The sequence below is a fragment of the Bradyrhizobium sp. Crot121 genome, assembly GCF_059512385.1.
Genome location: NZ_JCAMOR010000120.1, coordinates 1 through 15718 on the forward strand (window position 1 = coordinate 1; position 15718 = coordinate 15718).

Annotated in this window: 10 protein-coding genes and 5 pseudogenes; 9 read left to right on the forward strand and 6 right to left on the reverse strand. The window is 57.8% G+C overall.

Going from position 1 to position 15718, the window contains the following annotated elements:
* Positions 1-77: 77 nt before the first annotated feature.
* From AC5ZGW_RS42775 to AC5ZGW_RS42785, 3 genes and pseudogenes are all read left to right on the forward strand, one after another.
* A pseudogene (locus tag AC5ZGW_RS42775) lies at positions 78-623 on the forward strand (carbamoyltransferase C-terminal domain-containing protein); the annotation flags it as partial.
* A gap of 483 nt (positions 624-1106) precedes the next feature.
* Positions 1107-1497 (forward strand): annotated as a pseudogene (locus AC5ZGW_RS42780) (hypothetical protein); the annotation flags it as partial.
* A gap of 590 nt (positions 1498-2087) precedes the next feature.
* Complete coding sequence (locus AC5ZGW_RS42785) at positions 2088-2924, forward strand: SDR family NAD(P)-dependent oxidoreductase (RefSeq protein WP_028168866.1); 837 nt, start codon at positions 2088-2090, stop codon at positions 2922-2924.
* 132 nt (positions 2925-3056) lie between these two features.
* Here the strand turns inward: AC5ZGW_RS42785 and AC5ZGW_RS42790 are convergent, their stop codons facing one another.
* The gene (locus AC5ZGW_RS42790) at positions 3057-3230 is read right to left on the reverse strand and encodes a hypothetical protein (protein WP_165435427.1); all 174 of its coding nucleotides are present in this window, start codon (positions 3228-3230) and stop codon (positions 3057-3059) included.
* On the opposite strand from AC5ZGW_RS42790, the gene nifA reads away from it, so the two are divergent.
* The gene (nifA, locus tag AC5ZGW_RS42795; RefSeq protein WP_245474930.1) at positions 3222-4976 is read left to right on the forward strand and encodes a nif-specific transcriptional activator NifA; all 1755 of its coding nucleotides are present in this window, start codon (positions 3222-3224) and stop codon (positions 4974-4976) included. The genes AC5ZGW_RS42790 and nifA overlap by 9 nt on opposite strands.
* Here nifA and AC5ZGW_RS42800 read toward each other — a convergent pair.
* Positions 4934-5119, reverse strand: coding sequence for a hypothetical protein (locus tag AC5ZGW_RS42800; protein ID WP_130228489.1), 186 nt, complete (start codon positions 5117-5119; stop codon positions 4934-4936). The two genes, nifA and AC5ZGW_RS42800, sit on opposite strands and share 43 nt — an antisense overlap.
* 436 nt (positions 5120-5555) lie before the next feature.
* Here AC5ZGW_RS42800 and AC5ZGW_RS42805 point away from each other — a divergent pair, with 436 nt between their 5' ends.
* The 3 genes and pseudogenes from AC5ZGW_RS42805 (at position 5556) to AC5ZGW_RS42815 (ending at position 8164) form a co-directional block, all read left to right on the forward strand.
* Positions 5556-6398, forward strand: a complete 843-nt coding sequence (locus tag AC5ZGW_RS42805) for an electron transfer flavoprotein subunit beta/FixA family protein (protein ID WP_028168869.1) — start codon at positions 5556-5558, stop codon at positions 6396-6398.
* A gap of 17 nt (positions 6399-6415) precedes the next feature.
* Positions 6416-6786: pseudogene (locus AC5ZGW_RS42810) on the forward strand (electron transfer flavoprotein subunit alpha); the annotation flags it as partial.
* 79 nt (positions 6787-6865) lie between these two features.
* Positions 6866-8164, forward strand: coding sequence for an FAD-dependent oxidoreductase (locus AC5ZGW_RS42815; protein WP_130228488.1), 1299 nt, complete (start codon positions 6866-6868; stop codon positions 8162-8164).
* 14 nt (positions 8165-8178) lie between these two features.
* Here the strand turns inward: AC5ZGW_RS42815 and AC5ZGW_RS42820 are convergent.
* The 4 genes and pseudogenes from AC5ZGW_RS42820 to AC5ZGW_RS42835 form a co-directional block, all read right to left on the reverse strand.
* Positions 8179-8497, reverse strand: a pseudogene (locus AC5ZGW_RS42820) (transposase); the annotation flags it as partial.
* Between the two features lie 449 nt (positions 8498-8946).
* Positions 8947-9849, reverse strand: a complete 903-nt coding sequence (locus tag AC5ZGW_RS42825) for an NAD(P)-dependent oxidoreductase (RefSeq protein WP_130228487.1) — start codon at positions 9847-9849, stop codon at positions 8947-8949.
* 11 nt (positions 9850-9860) lie between these two features.
* Positions 9861-10541, reverse strand: coding sequence for an HAD family hydrolase (locus AC5ZGW_RS42830; RefSeq protein ID WP_130228486.1), 681 nt, complete (start codon positions 10539-10541; stop codon positions 9861-9863).
* A 7-nt stretch (positions 10542-10548) separates the two neighbouring features.
* Entirely contained in the window at positions 10549-12138 is a 1590-nt protein-coding gene (locus AC5ZGW_RS42835; RefSeq protein ID WP_245474929.1) for an amidophosphoribosyltransferase, read from the reverse strand.
* Positions 12139-13532: 1394 nt separating this feature from the next.
* On the opposite strand from AC5ZGW_RS42835, the gene AC5ZGW_RS42840 reads away from it, so the two are divergent.
* Both AC5ZGW_RS42840 and AC5ZGW_RS42845 read left to right on the forward strand, forming a co-directional pair.
* A complete protein-coding gene (locus AC5ZGW_RS42840; RefSeq protein ID WP_245474928.1) occupies positions 13533-14597 on the forward strand; it encodes an ABC transporter substrate-binding protein in 1065 nt (354 codons plus the stop codon).
* A gap of 979 nt (positions 14598-15576) precedes the next feature.
* Positions 15577-15718: pseudogene (locus tag AC5ZGW_RS42845) on the forward strand (IS5/IS1182 family transposase); the annotation flags it as partial.

Below are 15718 nucleotides of genomic sequence, written 5' to 3' on the forward strand. Positions count from 1 at the left end.
ACAATAGCGATTTGACCTGAGAATGGTTCAGAAGCTTGGTCATGAACTTCGTGAACACATCGCCGTTCTGCAGCCGCGCCTACTGGGAGCTTATTAATGCGTTCAAGAGGCGGACGGGCATCCCAGTTCTGCTCAACACGTCCTTTAGCAACAATGCCGAGCCGATCGTGGATTCGGTTGCAGACGCGATTGCCGCGTTTCTGACGACAGAGCTGGATGGACTTGTAGTCGGGCCGTTCCTCGTCAAAAAGCGGGCTGCAATGCTGAAGGATTGGACTGGGCTCGCGGTTTCATTGCCGCCTTATGCACGCCTCTATCGAGTCCGCGCTTACACCGCGCTAGATCGCCAAGAGACGGTGTGCGAGATCCGTACGGGGCCCTCCAGCCGTGACGGTGTGCGTATTTCACATGATGTGTTCGATCTACTGATGCGGATCGAGGGCGAAGCCGTGCTCGGGGATCTCCTTGATACAACTACGTTCGATCAGGCTAGGCGTGAAGCTCTCGTGAAGGAACTGCGGGGATTATGGGAGCAGCGCCGCCTTAAGCTGCATCCTTCACATGCTGCTCTCGCGCATCAAGGTTGCGATCAATGCTGGAGAAAGCATAACAGGCACTCATGAATATGGCCGTGTGCATGTCCCCAAATACAGGGGCAGCTGGGCCCCAGAGGCGGGCTTATCCGGTAGCTGGGTCATGGTTGTAGTCTTGGGCGCTGCGCCACAGCAGCAGCTCTGGACGACGAGCGACCGAGCACGAGAAGTTCCATTCGACATGGTTGGTTCAATTATACGGAGATAAGCGGGTGATATAAAAGGGTTGGAACAGCTATACGGAGGTTTATCGGTAGTAAGCGCCTACGCGACGTGCGAACCGCTTGTCGCGTCGAGCCGGCGCGACGCAGCTTGCGTAGCCCCCCGAAGAACGTGGCCGCAATGGACATGCGCCTCGGTTGATGCTCGGCGTGCACCTGAGAATTCTTCTCAAAGCCAGGCAAAGATCGATAGCCATCCCGGTATGCCTGAATTCATTTCTCCAACTGGCTTTTTGCTTGCCGTCATTCCTAGAATTGGTAAAACTGATTGTTGATCGAATGCATCCACAGTCTGGATAAGTCCAGATCATGCGTTCAGGGCCTCGATGATCTAAATCTGCTCGTCGTGCTCGACGCTCGGGTGACCGAACGTAACCTTACCGCTGCGGCACGAGCATCAACCTGAGCTAGCCGACCATGAGCGCCGCCGTCGCCTGGCTACGCGCGCCTAACTCCGCGATGTGTAGAGTCGGGGAAGCCCGAGTTGGTCGAACAGTGGTTGCACAGGGCTTTCTGGATCGCCGGGTGTCCTGACATACGCCAGAACCCCGTCGATGAACCGGCCGCAGTCGCTGCACTATTTACGGTGAGAGGCCGCGAACTTGTCGCAACATCGCGCGCGGAAGGGCTCGCCGCCCCAAGTGGCTCTGCCGCACATCCAGCTCTCCATTATTTCCCGGGAGTGTTCAACCCAGCCTTGAAGCCGTCCGCGAGGGCCTCTCGAAGGAGGCTGCCGACAATATCGCCACGCTCAAGAAGACTGCGATGGCGGAGGCCGCCGAGAAACGCTGCAGGTTGAGGGTTCGCTGCCGCCGATCCTGAGACCCAGTTCGATCACGGAATGATGAATGGAATGACGTGGCCGGTAACCTGGTTCTCAGGAGGGGCGGATTGCTCAACAGCAACACGTCGTTCCCCCGCATCGAATGGTGTGAGAGCCAACGAATTCGCCAGCGGTTCTGATATCCGCGCAATTTACGGACCTCGACCGACCGCATTGACAACATTTGCGGCAAAGCCAGCGCGCATTAGGGCCGTGGAGCAAGAGCCGAGCCAAATGGGCAGTGCCGTGCACGTCTTGCAGGACTTGAAAATCGGCTTGGTGTGCACCAGCGTTTGCTGCTGTCCGAAAGCAAACGCGCCCGATGTCCCGAACCCGCCAACCTGTTGCGAACACGACATTGGGCCGCAAAAGGTGCGAGCATTCCTCTGCATCGCACTGGCCCAAATCCTGCACCGCGTTGGCGGGCGAGGGCAAGATGGGAGGTGCGTTTTGAGTCTCGATCTGAGAAACGACGATGCGGTCGCCGGTCCACGGTCGGCGACCGACGTGAGCTGTCCGTTTCACACCGATAGAGCCGGCATCCAGCAGGGAGAACGGAAGACGTTGGTGCTGACCGGGGCGTCGCGCGGCATCGGTCACGCCACCGGAAAGCTGTTTTCGGAAGCGGGCTGGCGCATCATCTCTTGCGCGCGCCAACCGTTCGATGGCGGGCGCTGCCCGTGGGAGTCAGGGGCCGACAACCATGTCCAGGTCGACCTCAGCAACCATCGGATGCTGCCGCGCGCCATCGCCGAGGTCAAGGAGCGCCTCGCGGGCGCGCCATTGCACGCATTGATCAACAATGCCGGAATTTCGCCGAAGACGCCGAACGGTGCACGACTGACGTCCTTGACGACGTCAGTCGAAACCTGGATGAGGGTGTTCCACCTCAATCTGGTGGCGCCGATCCTGCTCGCGCAAGGCCTGTTTGAGGAGTTGAGAGCAGCGTCGGGATCAATTGTCAACGTGACCTCAATCGCAGGCTCGCGGGTGCACCCGTTTGCCGGCAGCGCCTACGCGACATCGAAAGCTGCGCTCGCGTGTCTCACGCGCGAAAAGGCGCACGACTATGCACCGCATGGCATTCGCGTGAACGCGATCGCGCCCGGCGAGATCAAAACAGACATTTTGTCGCCGAACACGGAAGCGCGTCTTGTGCCAAATATTCCGCTGCGCCGGGTGGGCACACCGGAAGAAGTCGCGAAGGTCATCTTCTTCCTATGCTCGGATGCGGCAAGCTATGTCACGGGCACCGAGGTGCCGATCGATGGTGGCCAACACCTGTGATCGACCCCCTACCTGCAACAAAAAATCGCAGCTGATTTGAGTTACATCAATGGAACTCGTGTTTCCACGGAATCCGCGCGACGAGTTCGGAAGAGCAGAGAATAAGCAAATCAAGGCATTGTAAGTTTACCGTCATGCCACGATGAAGGCGCTGTAAGTTTTACCATCGTGCCATAATAAGGGGTTATCTCTTGCGGTCATTCCCTGTAGGGCGAGATCGAGGATGACATGCAACACAATATTCGCAAATCCGAACAGAGCGACAGGGAGGATGGTCATGACAACGGAGACGTCGTCATGCTGCATATCCCTTCCGTACGCGAAAGGCTTAACTCAAACTCCGAGACGGACCACACGGTCCCTATTGTGCCGTCGTATGAGAGCGCGATTATCGGGATCTTCGAAATATCGAAAGTACTCACCGCGCCCTGCCGGCTCGAAGTCACGCTGGCCAACGTTGTTGATCTTCTGCAATCGTTTGTACAGATGCGGCACGGTATCGTCTCTCTATTCCACGATGATGGCGTGCCGGACATTACCGTGGGCGCCGGCTGGAGCGAAGGCAGCGACGAGCGCTACCGGATGCGCCTGCCGCAGAAGGCACTGCAGGAGATCGTGACGTCGGACATGCCGCTCGTCGCCGAAAACGTAGCGGTGCATTCGGCCTTCAGTGCTGCGGACATGGAGGTACTCGGGGCCTCCGACGAGATGCCAGTGTCGTTCCTCGGCGTTCCCATCCGCATCGATGCGAATGTCGTCGGCACGCTGACGATCGACCGAATGCTGGACGAGGCCTCGAGCGTCCGGCTCGACTACGACGCACGGCTGCTCACCATGATCGCCAACCTTGTAGGGCAGACGGTGAAGCTGCATCGGCTGTTCGCGTGTGACCGCGAGCGACTGATGGTGGAGAAGGACCGCCTGCAAAAGCAATTGTGTGAGCTCAAGCAGCCTTCACGGGAGCGCAAGAAGGTCCATGTCGAGGGGATCATCGGGGACAGCCCGGCGCTGCGGGCGCTGCTCGAGAAGATCGCGGTGGTGGCCAAATCAAACAGCACGGTGCTGTTGCGCGGCGAGTCCGGTACCGGAAAAGAGCTGGTCGCCAAGGCGATTCACGAGCGGTCGGCGCGCGCCAAGCGTCCGCTCATAAAACTCAACTGCGCGGCGCTGCCTGAAACGGTACTGGAATCCGAATTGTTCGGTCACGAGAAGGGTGCCTTTACCAGCGCGTTCAGCTCCCGCAAGGGCCGCTTCGAGCTCGCCGACAAGGGGACGCTATTTCTGGACGAGATCGGCGAGATTTCGGCTTCGTTCCAGGCAAAGCTACTGCGCGTCCTGCAGGAGCAGGAATTCGAGCGCGTCGGCGGCAACCAGACCGTTAAGGTCGATGTTCGCGTGATTGCCGCCACCAATAAGAACCTGGAAGAGGCGGTGGCAAGCAACGAGTTCCGCGCCGACCTCTATTATCGGATCAGCGTGGTTCCCTTGCTGCTGCCGCCGTTGCGCGAAAGGCGCGGTGATATTCCGCTCCTCGCCACCGAGTTCCTCAGAAATTTCAACAGCGAGAACGGCCGTACGCTCGACTTCGATAGCAGTGCGATTGAAGTACTGATGAACTGCGGTTTTCCCGGAAATGTGCGCGAGCTTGAGAATTGCGTGCAGCGGACCGCGACCCTTGCACCTGGACCATCGATCGTAAGAGACGACTTTGCCTGCTGCCACGGCCAGTGCCTTTCCGCGATGCTGTGGAAAACCGGATCGGACGAGGTGGCGCTGCAGCCGCGGCCGATCGTATCAGTGCCGATTATGCCCGCCATGCCGCCGGCTGAGGCGGCTATGCCGGTCCCGCCTTTCGGCGGCGACCTGGCTCCGTTGGCACCAGCCGGCGCATCCCTCGTAGGTGGTGCGAAGATCACAGATCGCGAGCGTGTCATCGCGGCCATGGAAAGGTCCGGCTGGGTGCAGGCGAAGGCGGCGCGCCTGCTTGGGCTGACACCGCGCCAGATTGGCTACGCCTTGAGGAAATACGGTGTCGAGATCAAGCGTTTCTGAAAGGATTTGGCGCGCGTCGGGGCCGTGACCATCGGCGGCGCGGGCGCTGCCATCGCCACTGCCTGGGTAATGTCGCAATCGACCATCAGCTCACGCCGGATTTCAGTCGGCGAGATCATCGTCTGCTGGTTGACCGCGTTCAATTCTAAGCCCGCGTCCGCTCATGTGGAGCAACCGCCGCGCGCTGCGGGACTACGAAGGTATCGCCGTGTGCCTCGTGGCCGCAGGCGCCGCAAGCTCGTTGCGACGCGGCGCTTGCTCCTGGTGATGCGAAGCCTCGTCGGTTGCAAATGAGCTCAAGGCTTAGGCTTCCTCATGAGCGCAGCGGGTGCTGCGGTTTCCCGAGGAAGCGAATCCGTTTTGGGCCACCCGCTTTGACCCAGATCAACGATAAATTAAGCCGCGCGAGCCGAGCTGTCGTAGTCAGGACCAATGTCGCAATTCCGTCGCCGGCAAACGTCAGGCTAGGGTGAGATGACGTTTCCAAAAAGCATTGTATCGCTGCTGATTTTGAAATTCGCGCAGTGGTACGAAACTTGCTGTTCTCTTCGCCAGCCATTGCAATGTCTGGAGAAACATATGCACAACGTCGTCTGCATCAAGCAGGTTCCCGACTCGGCGCAAATCCGCGTGCACCCCGTGACTAACACGATCATGCGTCAGGGCGTGCCGACCATCATCAATCCATACGACCTCTTCGCGCTCGAGGCCGCGCTGGAGCTGCGCGATAAATTCGGCGGCGAGATCACCGTCCTTACGATGGGGCCGCCGTCGGCCGAGGACTCGTTACGCAAAGCGCTCACCTTTGGCGCCGATCGCGCCGTACTGCTCACCGATCGCTGCTTCGCGGGCGCCGATACGCTGGCGACGAGTTACGCACTTGCGACCGCCATCCGCAAAATCGGCAAGGAATATGGCCCGCCGGACCTCATCTTCACCGGTAAGCAGACCATCGACGGTGACACCGCCCAAGTTGGGCCCGGCGTCGCGAAGCGGCTAGGTGTGCTGCAGCTCACCTACGTCGCCAAGATCAGTGCCTTGGATCTTGCCGCACGCACAGTTGAAGCGGAACGGCGCTCCGAAGGCGGCGTGCAGGTGCTCCGCACCCGGCTGCCGTGTCTCATCACCATGCTGGAGGCAACCAACCAGATTCGCCGCGGCGCCATGGCGGATGCGTTGCGTGCCGCCCGGGCGCCGATCGTGAAGTGGAACGCGCAGCAGGCCGGCGTCGAGGACATCTCCAAATGCGGTCTCAAGGGCTCGCCGACCGTCGTTAAGCGTGTATTCGCGCCGTCCGCGCGCGCTGAGAAGGCGGTGCTGGTAGAAGCCGCCGAGCAGCCGGCGCAAGCATTGATCGACGCGATCTTCAAGCACCAGCCCAAGCTTGAGACCGATCTTGCGGCGCTGGCCCGCGATGCCTGATCCGAAGAGTCTTGATGATGAGCGATCTGACAGGAGCTCGCGCGTCTCCTGAAGGGCGCGCCGGCAAGAAGGCGCTCGCGGTGAATTTCAACGCAGTATGTCTGGGTCTTTATCGAACAGGAGCGCGGCCAGTGCAATCAGTCTCCTTGGAGCTGAAGCTGAAAGTTGATCTCGCGGAGGTCGTGATCGGTCCGGAGACAAAGGCGACGCGCAGCGCCCGCGGTCGAACTCTGCCACGGCGCCGACCTTCTATCTGGTTGCCGACAACATGCTTGCAGATTGCCGCAACGTGTCCGACACCAAGGCCTTGACCGGCCTTGTCAACACCTCCGAGCCGGAGATCCTGTTGTTGGGAAGCACGATCTTGGGTCGTGATCTCGCCGCCTCCGCCGTCGCCCTATGCAGGCGACCGCGTTGCAAGCGAGGGTAGGTTTGAGAACATGCGCCACTGAACAAAGGAGAGGCCCATGATCGAAGAGAGGTTCGATGCGATCGTTGTTGGCGCCGGAATGGCCGGCAACGCGGCCGCGCTGAGCATGGCCAAGCGCGGCATGAAGGTGCTGCAGCTCGAGCGCGGCGAATATTCCGGATCAAAGAACGTGCAGGGGGCAGTCCTCGATGCGGACATCTTGGAGCAGCTGACGCCAGATTTCCGCGAGAATGCCCCCCTCGAGCGCCGCCTTGTCGAGCAGCGCTTTTGGATAATGGAGAGCCGTTCCCATATCGGGCTGCGCTACCGCTTCAACGATTGCAATCACCAGCGACCGAACCGGTACATCGTCATCCGCCCCGAATTCGACAAATGGTTCTCCTGCAAGGTGAAGGAGGCCGGCGCCACCCTCTTGTGCCAGACTACCGTTACCGAGCTGGCGCAGAACCGCCGTGGCCGCGTCATTGGTGTGCGTACTGACCGACAGGACGGCATAATCCACTCCGACGTAGTGGTGCTCGCCGAGGGCGTCAATGGCTTGCTCGGGACGTGTGCGGGCTTGCGCGAGCGGCCGACGCCCGACCAGGTTGCGCTGGAGGTCGAGGAAATGCACCTTTTGCCGCGCGAGACCATCGAAAACCGCTTCAATCTCAAGCGCGACGAAGGGGTCGTGATCGAGGCCGCCGGCACCATCTCGCGCGGGATGACCGGCATGGGTTTCATCTATGCGAACAAGGAGTGCATCTCACTCGGCATCGGCTGCCTCGTCTCCGATCTCCAGCGAACGGGCGAAACGCCTTACGGGCTGCTCGACCGCTTCAAGCGTCATCCGTCGGTGGTGCCACTAATCGACGGCTCAGAGCTCAAGGAATATTCCGCGCACCTCATCCCGAAAAGCGGCTACAACACCATACCCCAGCTCTACGGCGATGGCTGGGTGGTAATCGGCGATGCCGCCGAACTCGACAGCACCAGCTATCGCGGGCGTTTGAACGTTGCGATGATCTCTGGGAAAATTGCCCCGGAGGCGATCTTCCGTGTGAAGTCGCGCGGCGGCCGCTGCACGTCGAATAGCTTATCATTGTACAAGAAGATGCTGAATGAGTCGTATGAGGATTTAAAAAAGAAGGATATGCCGGCGCTGATGCACACCCAGCCGGACAACTTTCTCCTCACCTATCCGCAGCTCGTCTCCAAAGCGATCCAGAACTTCGCTCGCATTGCCGGCAGGCCAGTGGCGGGGGAGAAGGACGCGGACTCAAAATCCTCTGGCGATGTGTGGTCATGGACCGGACTCTTCGGTGATGGGTTCCGCTTCCCGCGCGCCTGGCGTTGAAAGAGTATGAGGGTTCAGACTCGATTGATCCAATAGGCGACGATGGCCGCGAGGTAGACGGCAGCATTAGAAGTTCCTGGCGAGTTTGTCGTAGCGAATTGCAACACGCCTGAAATCCTTCTGCCGGCGGAAACAGCGCCTATAACGTTGCGCTTTTTGTCGACGCGTTTGCTGAATCTGTGGAGGATCACCCTGTTGGATTTTGTTTGGAATGACGGGCTTCGCGCCGCGATTGACGATTTCGGCGCGAAAGCCGTCGCCATCGTAGCCTTTGTCCCCAATGAGGGTAGACATGGGAGGTGCGAGTGTCAAAACGGCCGGCCCTGCGGAGACCGTTGGTGCGTACGGGATGAATGTTTGTGACACTGTGAGTTTCCTCCCCGTCTGAGATGGCCGGTTGCGGAAAACCCTCACGCCAGCCTCGCTGTAATTTCGGGCCGGGAATCTGCCGTCATAGACAGTTCCGACCAACCCGTAAGTGCCCTATCTTTTCGGCATATTTTCGGCGACTGCTGTACGGTTGCACAAATTTTCAGGATTTGTCGTTCAGCGAAGCCAATCGCAGATTAAGCGGAACTGTGTTCGATCTTCTGCGACAGCGCCCATCCACCGTCAGCGAAATGTTCAGGGCAGCACCGGTAGGGAAGGAGAAAAGAATCGAAAGCAACATTTGCGGCACCTTGCCGGGTCAGGAACAACCGCCGACTGCCGAAATCGCGACGGTCATCGAAGTCTGCAGCACACCAGTTTTTCGGGTGCTGTTACTATGTCATCCGTTGTCCTCAGAGAAGCGCGAGATGAGGTAAGGTGAGTTCACCTTTGCCTTCGGCAACAGAGGTGTGTAATTTTTGCGCGGCGGCAGTCAGAACCGGCACTGCTATTGCGGTTTCGCCTGCTAACCGCACGGCGCAATCAATATCCTTTGCGGCATTGGTAATGGATATCGCCAAAACATCCGGTCTTTCGCCCAACATAAAGGCTGCGAAATTCTGGAATATTCCGCTGTTGGTCGCGCCGCGACTGACTAACGAGCGTAAGGTTGCAAGATCAACGCCAAGGCCATCGGCAAACCGGCAAGTTTCAGCAGTTACCGCCGCTATGCCCATCGTCATGCCGTTATAGACCAGCTGGAGCTTATGGCCTTGCCCGACATCGCCGACAGGGACGATGTTCTCGCAAAACGCAGCAAGAATACCGGCAGCGATACGGAAACTTTTCCCATCCGATCCAACAACGGCGTTGAGACGTCCTTGCTCTGCATGTTCAGGGCTTCGCGTTACGGGGGCATCTATAAAGGCTAAGCGATGCTTTTGGGCCTGTTCGGCCAAAACGAGCGTTGAAGCAGGATGAGACGTTGTGCAGTCAAGTATCAGACTCTGTCGGGGTAAATGCGCGAACAATCCGTGTTGCCCAAGACAGACTGCCTCAACCTCGCGGCTTGAAGGCAAGGACAAAACGACGACATTTACATGCCTGGCCAATTCAGCAATGGAAGCACGTTCACAAGCGCCCATGCCGATTAAACGTTCCGCACCCCTACGGTTCTTGTTGGCTTTGATATGCAATTCGGCGCCATGACGCAAAAGACTGATCCCTATGCCGGTTCCCATGCGTCCTGCGCCGATCAGGCCGATCTTTTGTCGCGCTGGCATAGGCGTTGCGGTCGATAATGGATTTTCAGTCATGCTCTCGCTCACTATGCATTTCGAAAAAAGCCGGTTTCTTGCAGAACGCGCAGCCGCTTATGATGGTTATCAATGAGGTAGTCCGGCTGCGCCGCATGCAAACGCGACTCGGACACCAACCCGCCGGTAATGGCTACGCTGATCAAGCCAAGATTGCGTGCAATATCCGTTTCGACCGGCATGTCCCCGATGAAGACGGTTGACCCAGGGTTCAGATTGTGTGTTTGCATGTACAGCTGAAGCCGTTCGCCTTTGCTCATGCTTTTGTATTGAGTAGCGCGGCTTTCAAAGGCCAGAACCTCATCGACGCAATCGTCGATTCCAAGCCGTCGCAATTGGGTACGGAGGGGTTCGACTATATGGTTGCTCAGAATGATGGTGGAAACGGCCTGTTGACGCGCCGTTTCCAAAATGCGGCGGGCGCCGTCGCGCAGATCGGCTTTGCTCGCCAGCGGCTCGTAGGTGTCGTGAAAAATAGCGCTGCCATCGCTATCCACTGTTTCGACTTCGCGTTCCGACATTCCGAGATTGCGGTAAAGGACGGAAAGTGGAACGTCGCACTGGTCCAAAAAAGTTTGCATGTCGATGGCAGCGCGGCCGAACCGGCTCAGAATGGCGTTCGTCGTTTGCAGCAAGGCATCGGCATCGTCGAGCAGAGTGCCGTTCCAATCGAATACAAGAGCCGGCTTCATCGTGACGTCAGGCAGCGGATACTTTTGTGAAGGCGAGATCGGCGACCAATCTATTCAAGTTTTCGTTCGCGCGTTTTTGCCCCGCAGGAGTTGGCATCTCGACCGTAAACGGAGATAGATCGATTCCATCATGCCCCTGCGGCAGCAAGGATACGAGAGAATGAAAGGGCAGATAAGTGACGCTGGCAGCATTGATGGACAAAGCAATGTGCCTTTCGATCACCGTGAGCGTTTGCGACTCGATTTTATGGAAACGCAGACTGTTCTGTCGCGCTTCGGGTGGCAATGTTTTCCAGACTTTCCAGAACGCCAACTCATCAATCGTGTCGATACCCATGCCGTAGTAATTTGGCGCTACGATGGGCGGAGAACCGATTGCCCAATGCACAGCCTTGGCCCCGGCGGCAAGGAGCATTTCCGTCACTGCCCGGCTTGTATCGCCGCGAATGAGCGCCTCATCGGCTATAATTATGGTTCGGCCTGTAACGTCTTTGCTTGCGACCCGGTACTTTTGCGCGATAAGCGATTTGCGTTCGCCAGCGATGCCTATGAGCGTGCGCTCCGAACAGCATGTTGCGATCACTTCGTGCCTTTGAACGAGGGCACCCTGTTGTTCGGCCAGAGATGCGAATAGAACATCGGCATACGGCTTTCCCGTACGCGGCATGGAAGAAACGATGATGGGGGCGGAGCCCGTTTCGACCACTAAAGTCGGCGAGATAATTCGACCCAGGGTAACGCCTATATTGTGACGGGTGCTCAGATGAGAGTGGCCTCGTATCGACGTTTTCGTATTTCCTAGATAGAGCGTCTCATAGGCGCAAAGCTTTGGGCTGTGTCCAGCACGGCCAACAAAGCGAGTGATGCAATCTCCCGTTTGTCCGTCCACATACTTGATGTGACTTGGCAATATCTCGTCCGCTTGGCCTTGTAGTCCGGAGAAAGCGCAATTTTCGGAGGCAAAGAGTACAAAACCGTCTTCGGTTTTCATGAATTCCAAAGGCCGCAAATCACTACGATTGCGGAAAGCAGTTAGATTACCTTGACCATCCAATAAAAGTGCGATGATGGCCCCATCAATACGGACATCAATGTCACGAAAGACTTTCTCGTAATCAACCGGCAAAGCGTGCTGCCAATAGTCTTTTTGACAAATGCGCTCAATAAGCTTGAGCGGAAGCTCTGCATCCGTTCTGCTGCCAAACCGATAGCCTTGGGCAAGCAGTTCTTCCTTAAGTTCATCAGCGTTGGCCAAAGCGCCGTTCAAACAAACGGTCAAGTGGCGATGGCCGGCTTTATGGTTGTCAAGGGGCTGGACGTCGCCGTCACTGTTCTCCCGGGAAGATGGAGTACGAATATGTGCTATCGCTACATGTGGCCTGAAATTCGCACCCTGTTCATCATAATCAATCGTTGCGAAGTCGCGTGGTGGCCGACATGACTTTGTATATTGAAAACCTTTTGCATGCATGAACGCGGCAACGCCGAACCCCGCCTGTCCACGGTTTTCAAGCTTCGGAACCATGTGCTTGAGCCGATCGTAAACCGTCTTTTGTGAACGGCTTGGCAACAGAAAAGCGCCTGCAATACCGGACATGCTTCTCTCCTTTGGACAACGACTGTTACCGTGTCATCGTTTGACGCTGCGTGTTGTTGTGTTCAACCGTGTCCGGTTGAAGACATCCATGTCCGGAGCCAGACACCAAGGCGGAAGGAATCCGGCGGCTCGGCGCGAAGCACATGGTCTTGCCCTTCATCAAGCAAGGCTCGTACCAGGGCTTTGTCGGCGCGCCTGAAGCTGCCTCTCACGACGCTGTCTCAGTCGCGGCAGGTTCGTCATGCAAATAGTCGCGACAATCTAGCTTTCGTAGGCAGGGGAAAGGCGAGAGTTATCCAGCATTCGCCGGCTTAGGAGCCGCAGTCTTGGCTTACGTCATGGTTGGTGCACTGCGCGCGGTGCATGCGAGTCGAATGCGGCGAACAGTATCAGGAACGATATGTGTGGGATCGAAAAGAACTGCACCGAATATGAAGGTAAATTCGAATGGACCCGAAGCGGCGGGCCCGGTACTGGTTGAATAGCGTGTGTAGAGGAGTTTCAGCTTATGCAGCAGAGGTGTGCGCAGCTGGGCTGCAGATGTGCTCAGCGGTGCACCTTCGCTGCAGGAATCCTATTATCGTTCAGAAGGCTCGGGTGATACGATCGCACACTGGGAAGCTTGACCAACCCGATGCTCAACATGCGAACAACTCCGGAGCTGGCGCCGCCGAGACGGGGCCGGCGTGGGAAAAGGGCGAGGGCTGACGCTGCCGAGTGATCCGGCGAACGCGAACATTCAACCATAGCAGCATCCAAGCCTTCGCCATGCGCGGGCGCTCCAATCGTGATGCCATAGCCGACCGAACGGCGAACCGCGGCGCGGCATTTCATCTTCGAGATGAGCGATCGGCACGAATCGTATCTGGTCCTCAACAACCTCCGCCTCCCGGTGCCCACCCTCGTCGAGCGGCAGCCCGACGATGAACGTCTTTGTGAGATTCCAGCCGCCATTCTTGATATCGTACAACCGAGGAGCACGTTTGTTCTCAGCGGCAAGTTCTTATCGATCCGGTACATAAGCCGACTATCGAAAAATGAGATCTAGACTCGACGCCTTGGTACGACGGCTTACTGGCGCCAGATAAAGTGGGGAAGGAGCCGTATAACTGCACGAGATCAAAATTAAGACCGGAATTGTGCAACATGAACCGACAGGTTGCGACGTAGCCTGCAACTTCAGCCCCGGTGTGGCTCGCTCTGCTTGCTGATCCGCGTTTATTCTCCCCTTCTGCGGAAATGCCCGAAGTGTCCGACGTTACTCAATCTTACCCAACCTCGGTTGGAAAGCCCGCTTAAGACGAGAATAAATTACAGGTAGCCTGCTCGGCACTGCGGCCCTGGAAGAGGAGGGCGCGTGGGCTTACGGGCCAAAGAGCCCATTGGAGGGAAGCATGCCAAGGAAGCTCGCTGCTTTTTGCGGCCATTTGGCGAATTTTGCCAGAGGCGCTCTTATTTGCTCGACGCTTCTGACCGGAGCGGCCATTCCCCTTCAGCAAGCCAAAGCAGACGACGTCAACTGGAGGCAGTTCGAAGGTAGTTCGATCGTCTGGGCATACGACATTCATCCCTATGCTGACGCCGTCGCGGCTCAATTGCCGGAGTTCGAAAAGCTAACCGGTATCAAGGTGACGCCTGAGCTTTATCCGGACGACGCTTATTGGAATAAGCTAACGATCCAACTGAGCACAAAATCTCCGACTTGGGAAGTCGTGGGGACGGGGGTTCAGCTAGCCTGGGATCTTGCGCCAGGCCAGTTGCTCGAGCCGCTCGATCGGTATCTGACCGATCCGAAACTCACCGCATCAAACTATGACTACAAGGATTTCTTTCCCGCGCTGCGGGATGCGCTAACCTGGAAGGTGACAGATGGGCAGATCGAAGCGGGAAGCGGTCGGGTGTGGGCCGTTCCGCACGGCTTCGAGAACATCCAGCTATTCTACCGTAAGGACATCCTCGACAAATTCGGCATCAAGGTGCCGACGACTCCGCCGGAGATGTCCGCCGCATGCGCAAAGCTAAAAGCTGCGGATCCCGCACTCACGCCGTTGGGCGTACGCTTTTGGAGCAGCATCCACACGGCTGCGATCTCGATTGCCAAATCTTACGGAGTGCATGATTTCGTCATTAAGGACGGCAAGCTGGACACGGGTCTCGACTCACCTGAGTCAATCGCCTTCCACAAGGACTATGTGGACATGATCAAGAAGTGCGCGGGTCCGTCCTTTGCTAACGACAACTGGTATCAAGTGGTCGATGGCATCAACTCAGGACGCACGGCGATGGCAATCGATTCCAACATGGTTGGCTTTTGGAACGACGTGGCCGGCAAGCCGGCCTCGGGTAAGATCGCATTCGCACCCCCCTTGCGCGCTCAAAACGGCAAAGACTTCGAATCCAACATCTGGATATGGTCGCTAGCGATGAACGCCGCTTCCAAGAAGAAGGGAGCAGCCTAGCTGTTCATCCAATGGGCAACCTCAAAGCAGGTTGATCTGAACGGCGCTGTTGCCGGCAAGCTCGTCAACTCCGCGCGCGGATCGACGTGGGCCGAAAAGACCTGGGTCGAATATGCAGCAAAGCCGGAGTTCAACAACTTCCTCGACACGTTTAAGAAAGTACAAGACAGGGCGGCATTGGCCTTCAACCTCAGCTGTTTTAGGCTCCGTGAAATCCGAACAGCCATCGGCGATCGCGCTCCCGACGCGCCTTGAACCGATCCAGACATTTCCTGGAGCACAGCGCAGTGCGCCACGAGTAATATCGGATCAGGCCAAACTTCCCGCCGCAGACGGCGCAGCACTTCGCTGCAGGTTGGTGAGAGCATTGGGAGCTATCGCCCATCTTTATCTCCTGTAGGTCTCGCGTCGGTGATAGCTTCCCGGGATTTCTGGTTCGCGGTCGCACCGCGCGCACAAATGAAGTGCGGCTGCGGGGTCATTGTGATCCGCGCGGTCATGCGGAAAATAGGGCAGCGGAAGCAGCGCTTCAGTCTCATATGCAGCCTCCCAGGGCAAAACAGCGGCTTCTTCTCTGTCGCGCGCGTTCCACGTGCGGACCGCTGGGATCGTCGCGATTGCGTCGATCTTCCCTGTAATCGCCGGGCAATCGACTTTTGCTGATTGGCCCAAGGCTAGGTCCATCGCAACTGAACGCTCAATTGTACGGGGGTAGGCGAGCGCCATGACAAGGGATGGAAGTGCCATACGAAGGTTTGTAGCTGCTCTCCCTTGCGCCATCGGCATTTGCGCCCCGCTCTTCGCGACGAGACGGCGTATTGACGGGGGGCTGCGCGGTGACCGCGCGTCCATCGTCCGGAGCCGGGTGCGCGTCGATCAGCGAACAGGCGCAGATTAGCAAACCTGTGACAGACGGGCGCCGGTCGCCAACTGAATTGCCCAAATTGCTCTACCTCGGGGCGTCAAAACCGATGCCTCCAAGCGCGCCAACCGGGCCTTGAAGATGCTCAGAACCTATCTCGGTCGCGTCATCCGTGATATTGGCCGCAAGATCGAAGGCCGCACCGGCTTGCTTGGCGAGATTGTCCTCGAACGCATGCTGGCGCTGGCGCGACGGGTGC

Excerpts from the sequence above, each read along its gene's own strand:
- AC5ZGW_RS42840 (WP_245474928.1), top strand. The coding sequence starts at position 13,533 with ATGCCAAGGAAGCTCGCTGCTTTTTGCGGCCATTTGGCGAATTTTGCC.
- AC5ZGW_RS42790 (WP_165435427.1), bottom strand. The coding sequence starts at position 3,230 with ATGCAGCATGACGACGTCTCCGTTGTCATGACCATCCTCCCTGTCGCT.
- nifA (WP_245474930.1), top strand. The coding sequence starts at position 3,222 with ATGCTGCATATCCCTTCCGTACGCGAAAGGCTTAACTCAAACTCCGAG.
- AC5ZGW_RS42815 (WP_130228488.1), top strand. The coding sequence starts at position 6,866 with ATGATCGAAGAGAGGTTCGATGCGATCGTTGTTGGCGCCGGAATGGCC.
- AC5ZGW_RS42835 (WP_245474929.1), bottom strand. The coding sequence starts at position 12,138 with ATGTCCGGTATTGCAGGCGCTTTTCTGTTGCCAAGCCGTTCACAAAAG.
- AC5ZGW_RS42830 (WP_130228486.1), bottom strand. The coding sequence starts at position 10,541 with ATGAAGCCGGCTCTTGTATTCGATTGGAACGGCACTCTGCTCGACGAT.
- AC5ZGW_RS42825 (WP_130228487.1), bottom strand. The coding sequence starts at position 9,849 with ATGACTGAAAATCCATTATCGACCGCAACGCCTATGCCAGCGCGACAA.
- AC5ZGW_RS42805 (WP_028168869.1), top strand. The coding sequence starts at position 5,556 with ATGCACAACGTCGTCTGCATCAAGCAGGTTCCCGACTCGGCGCAAATC.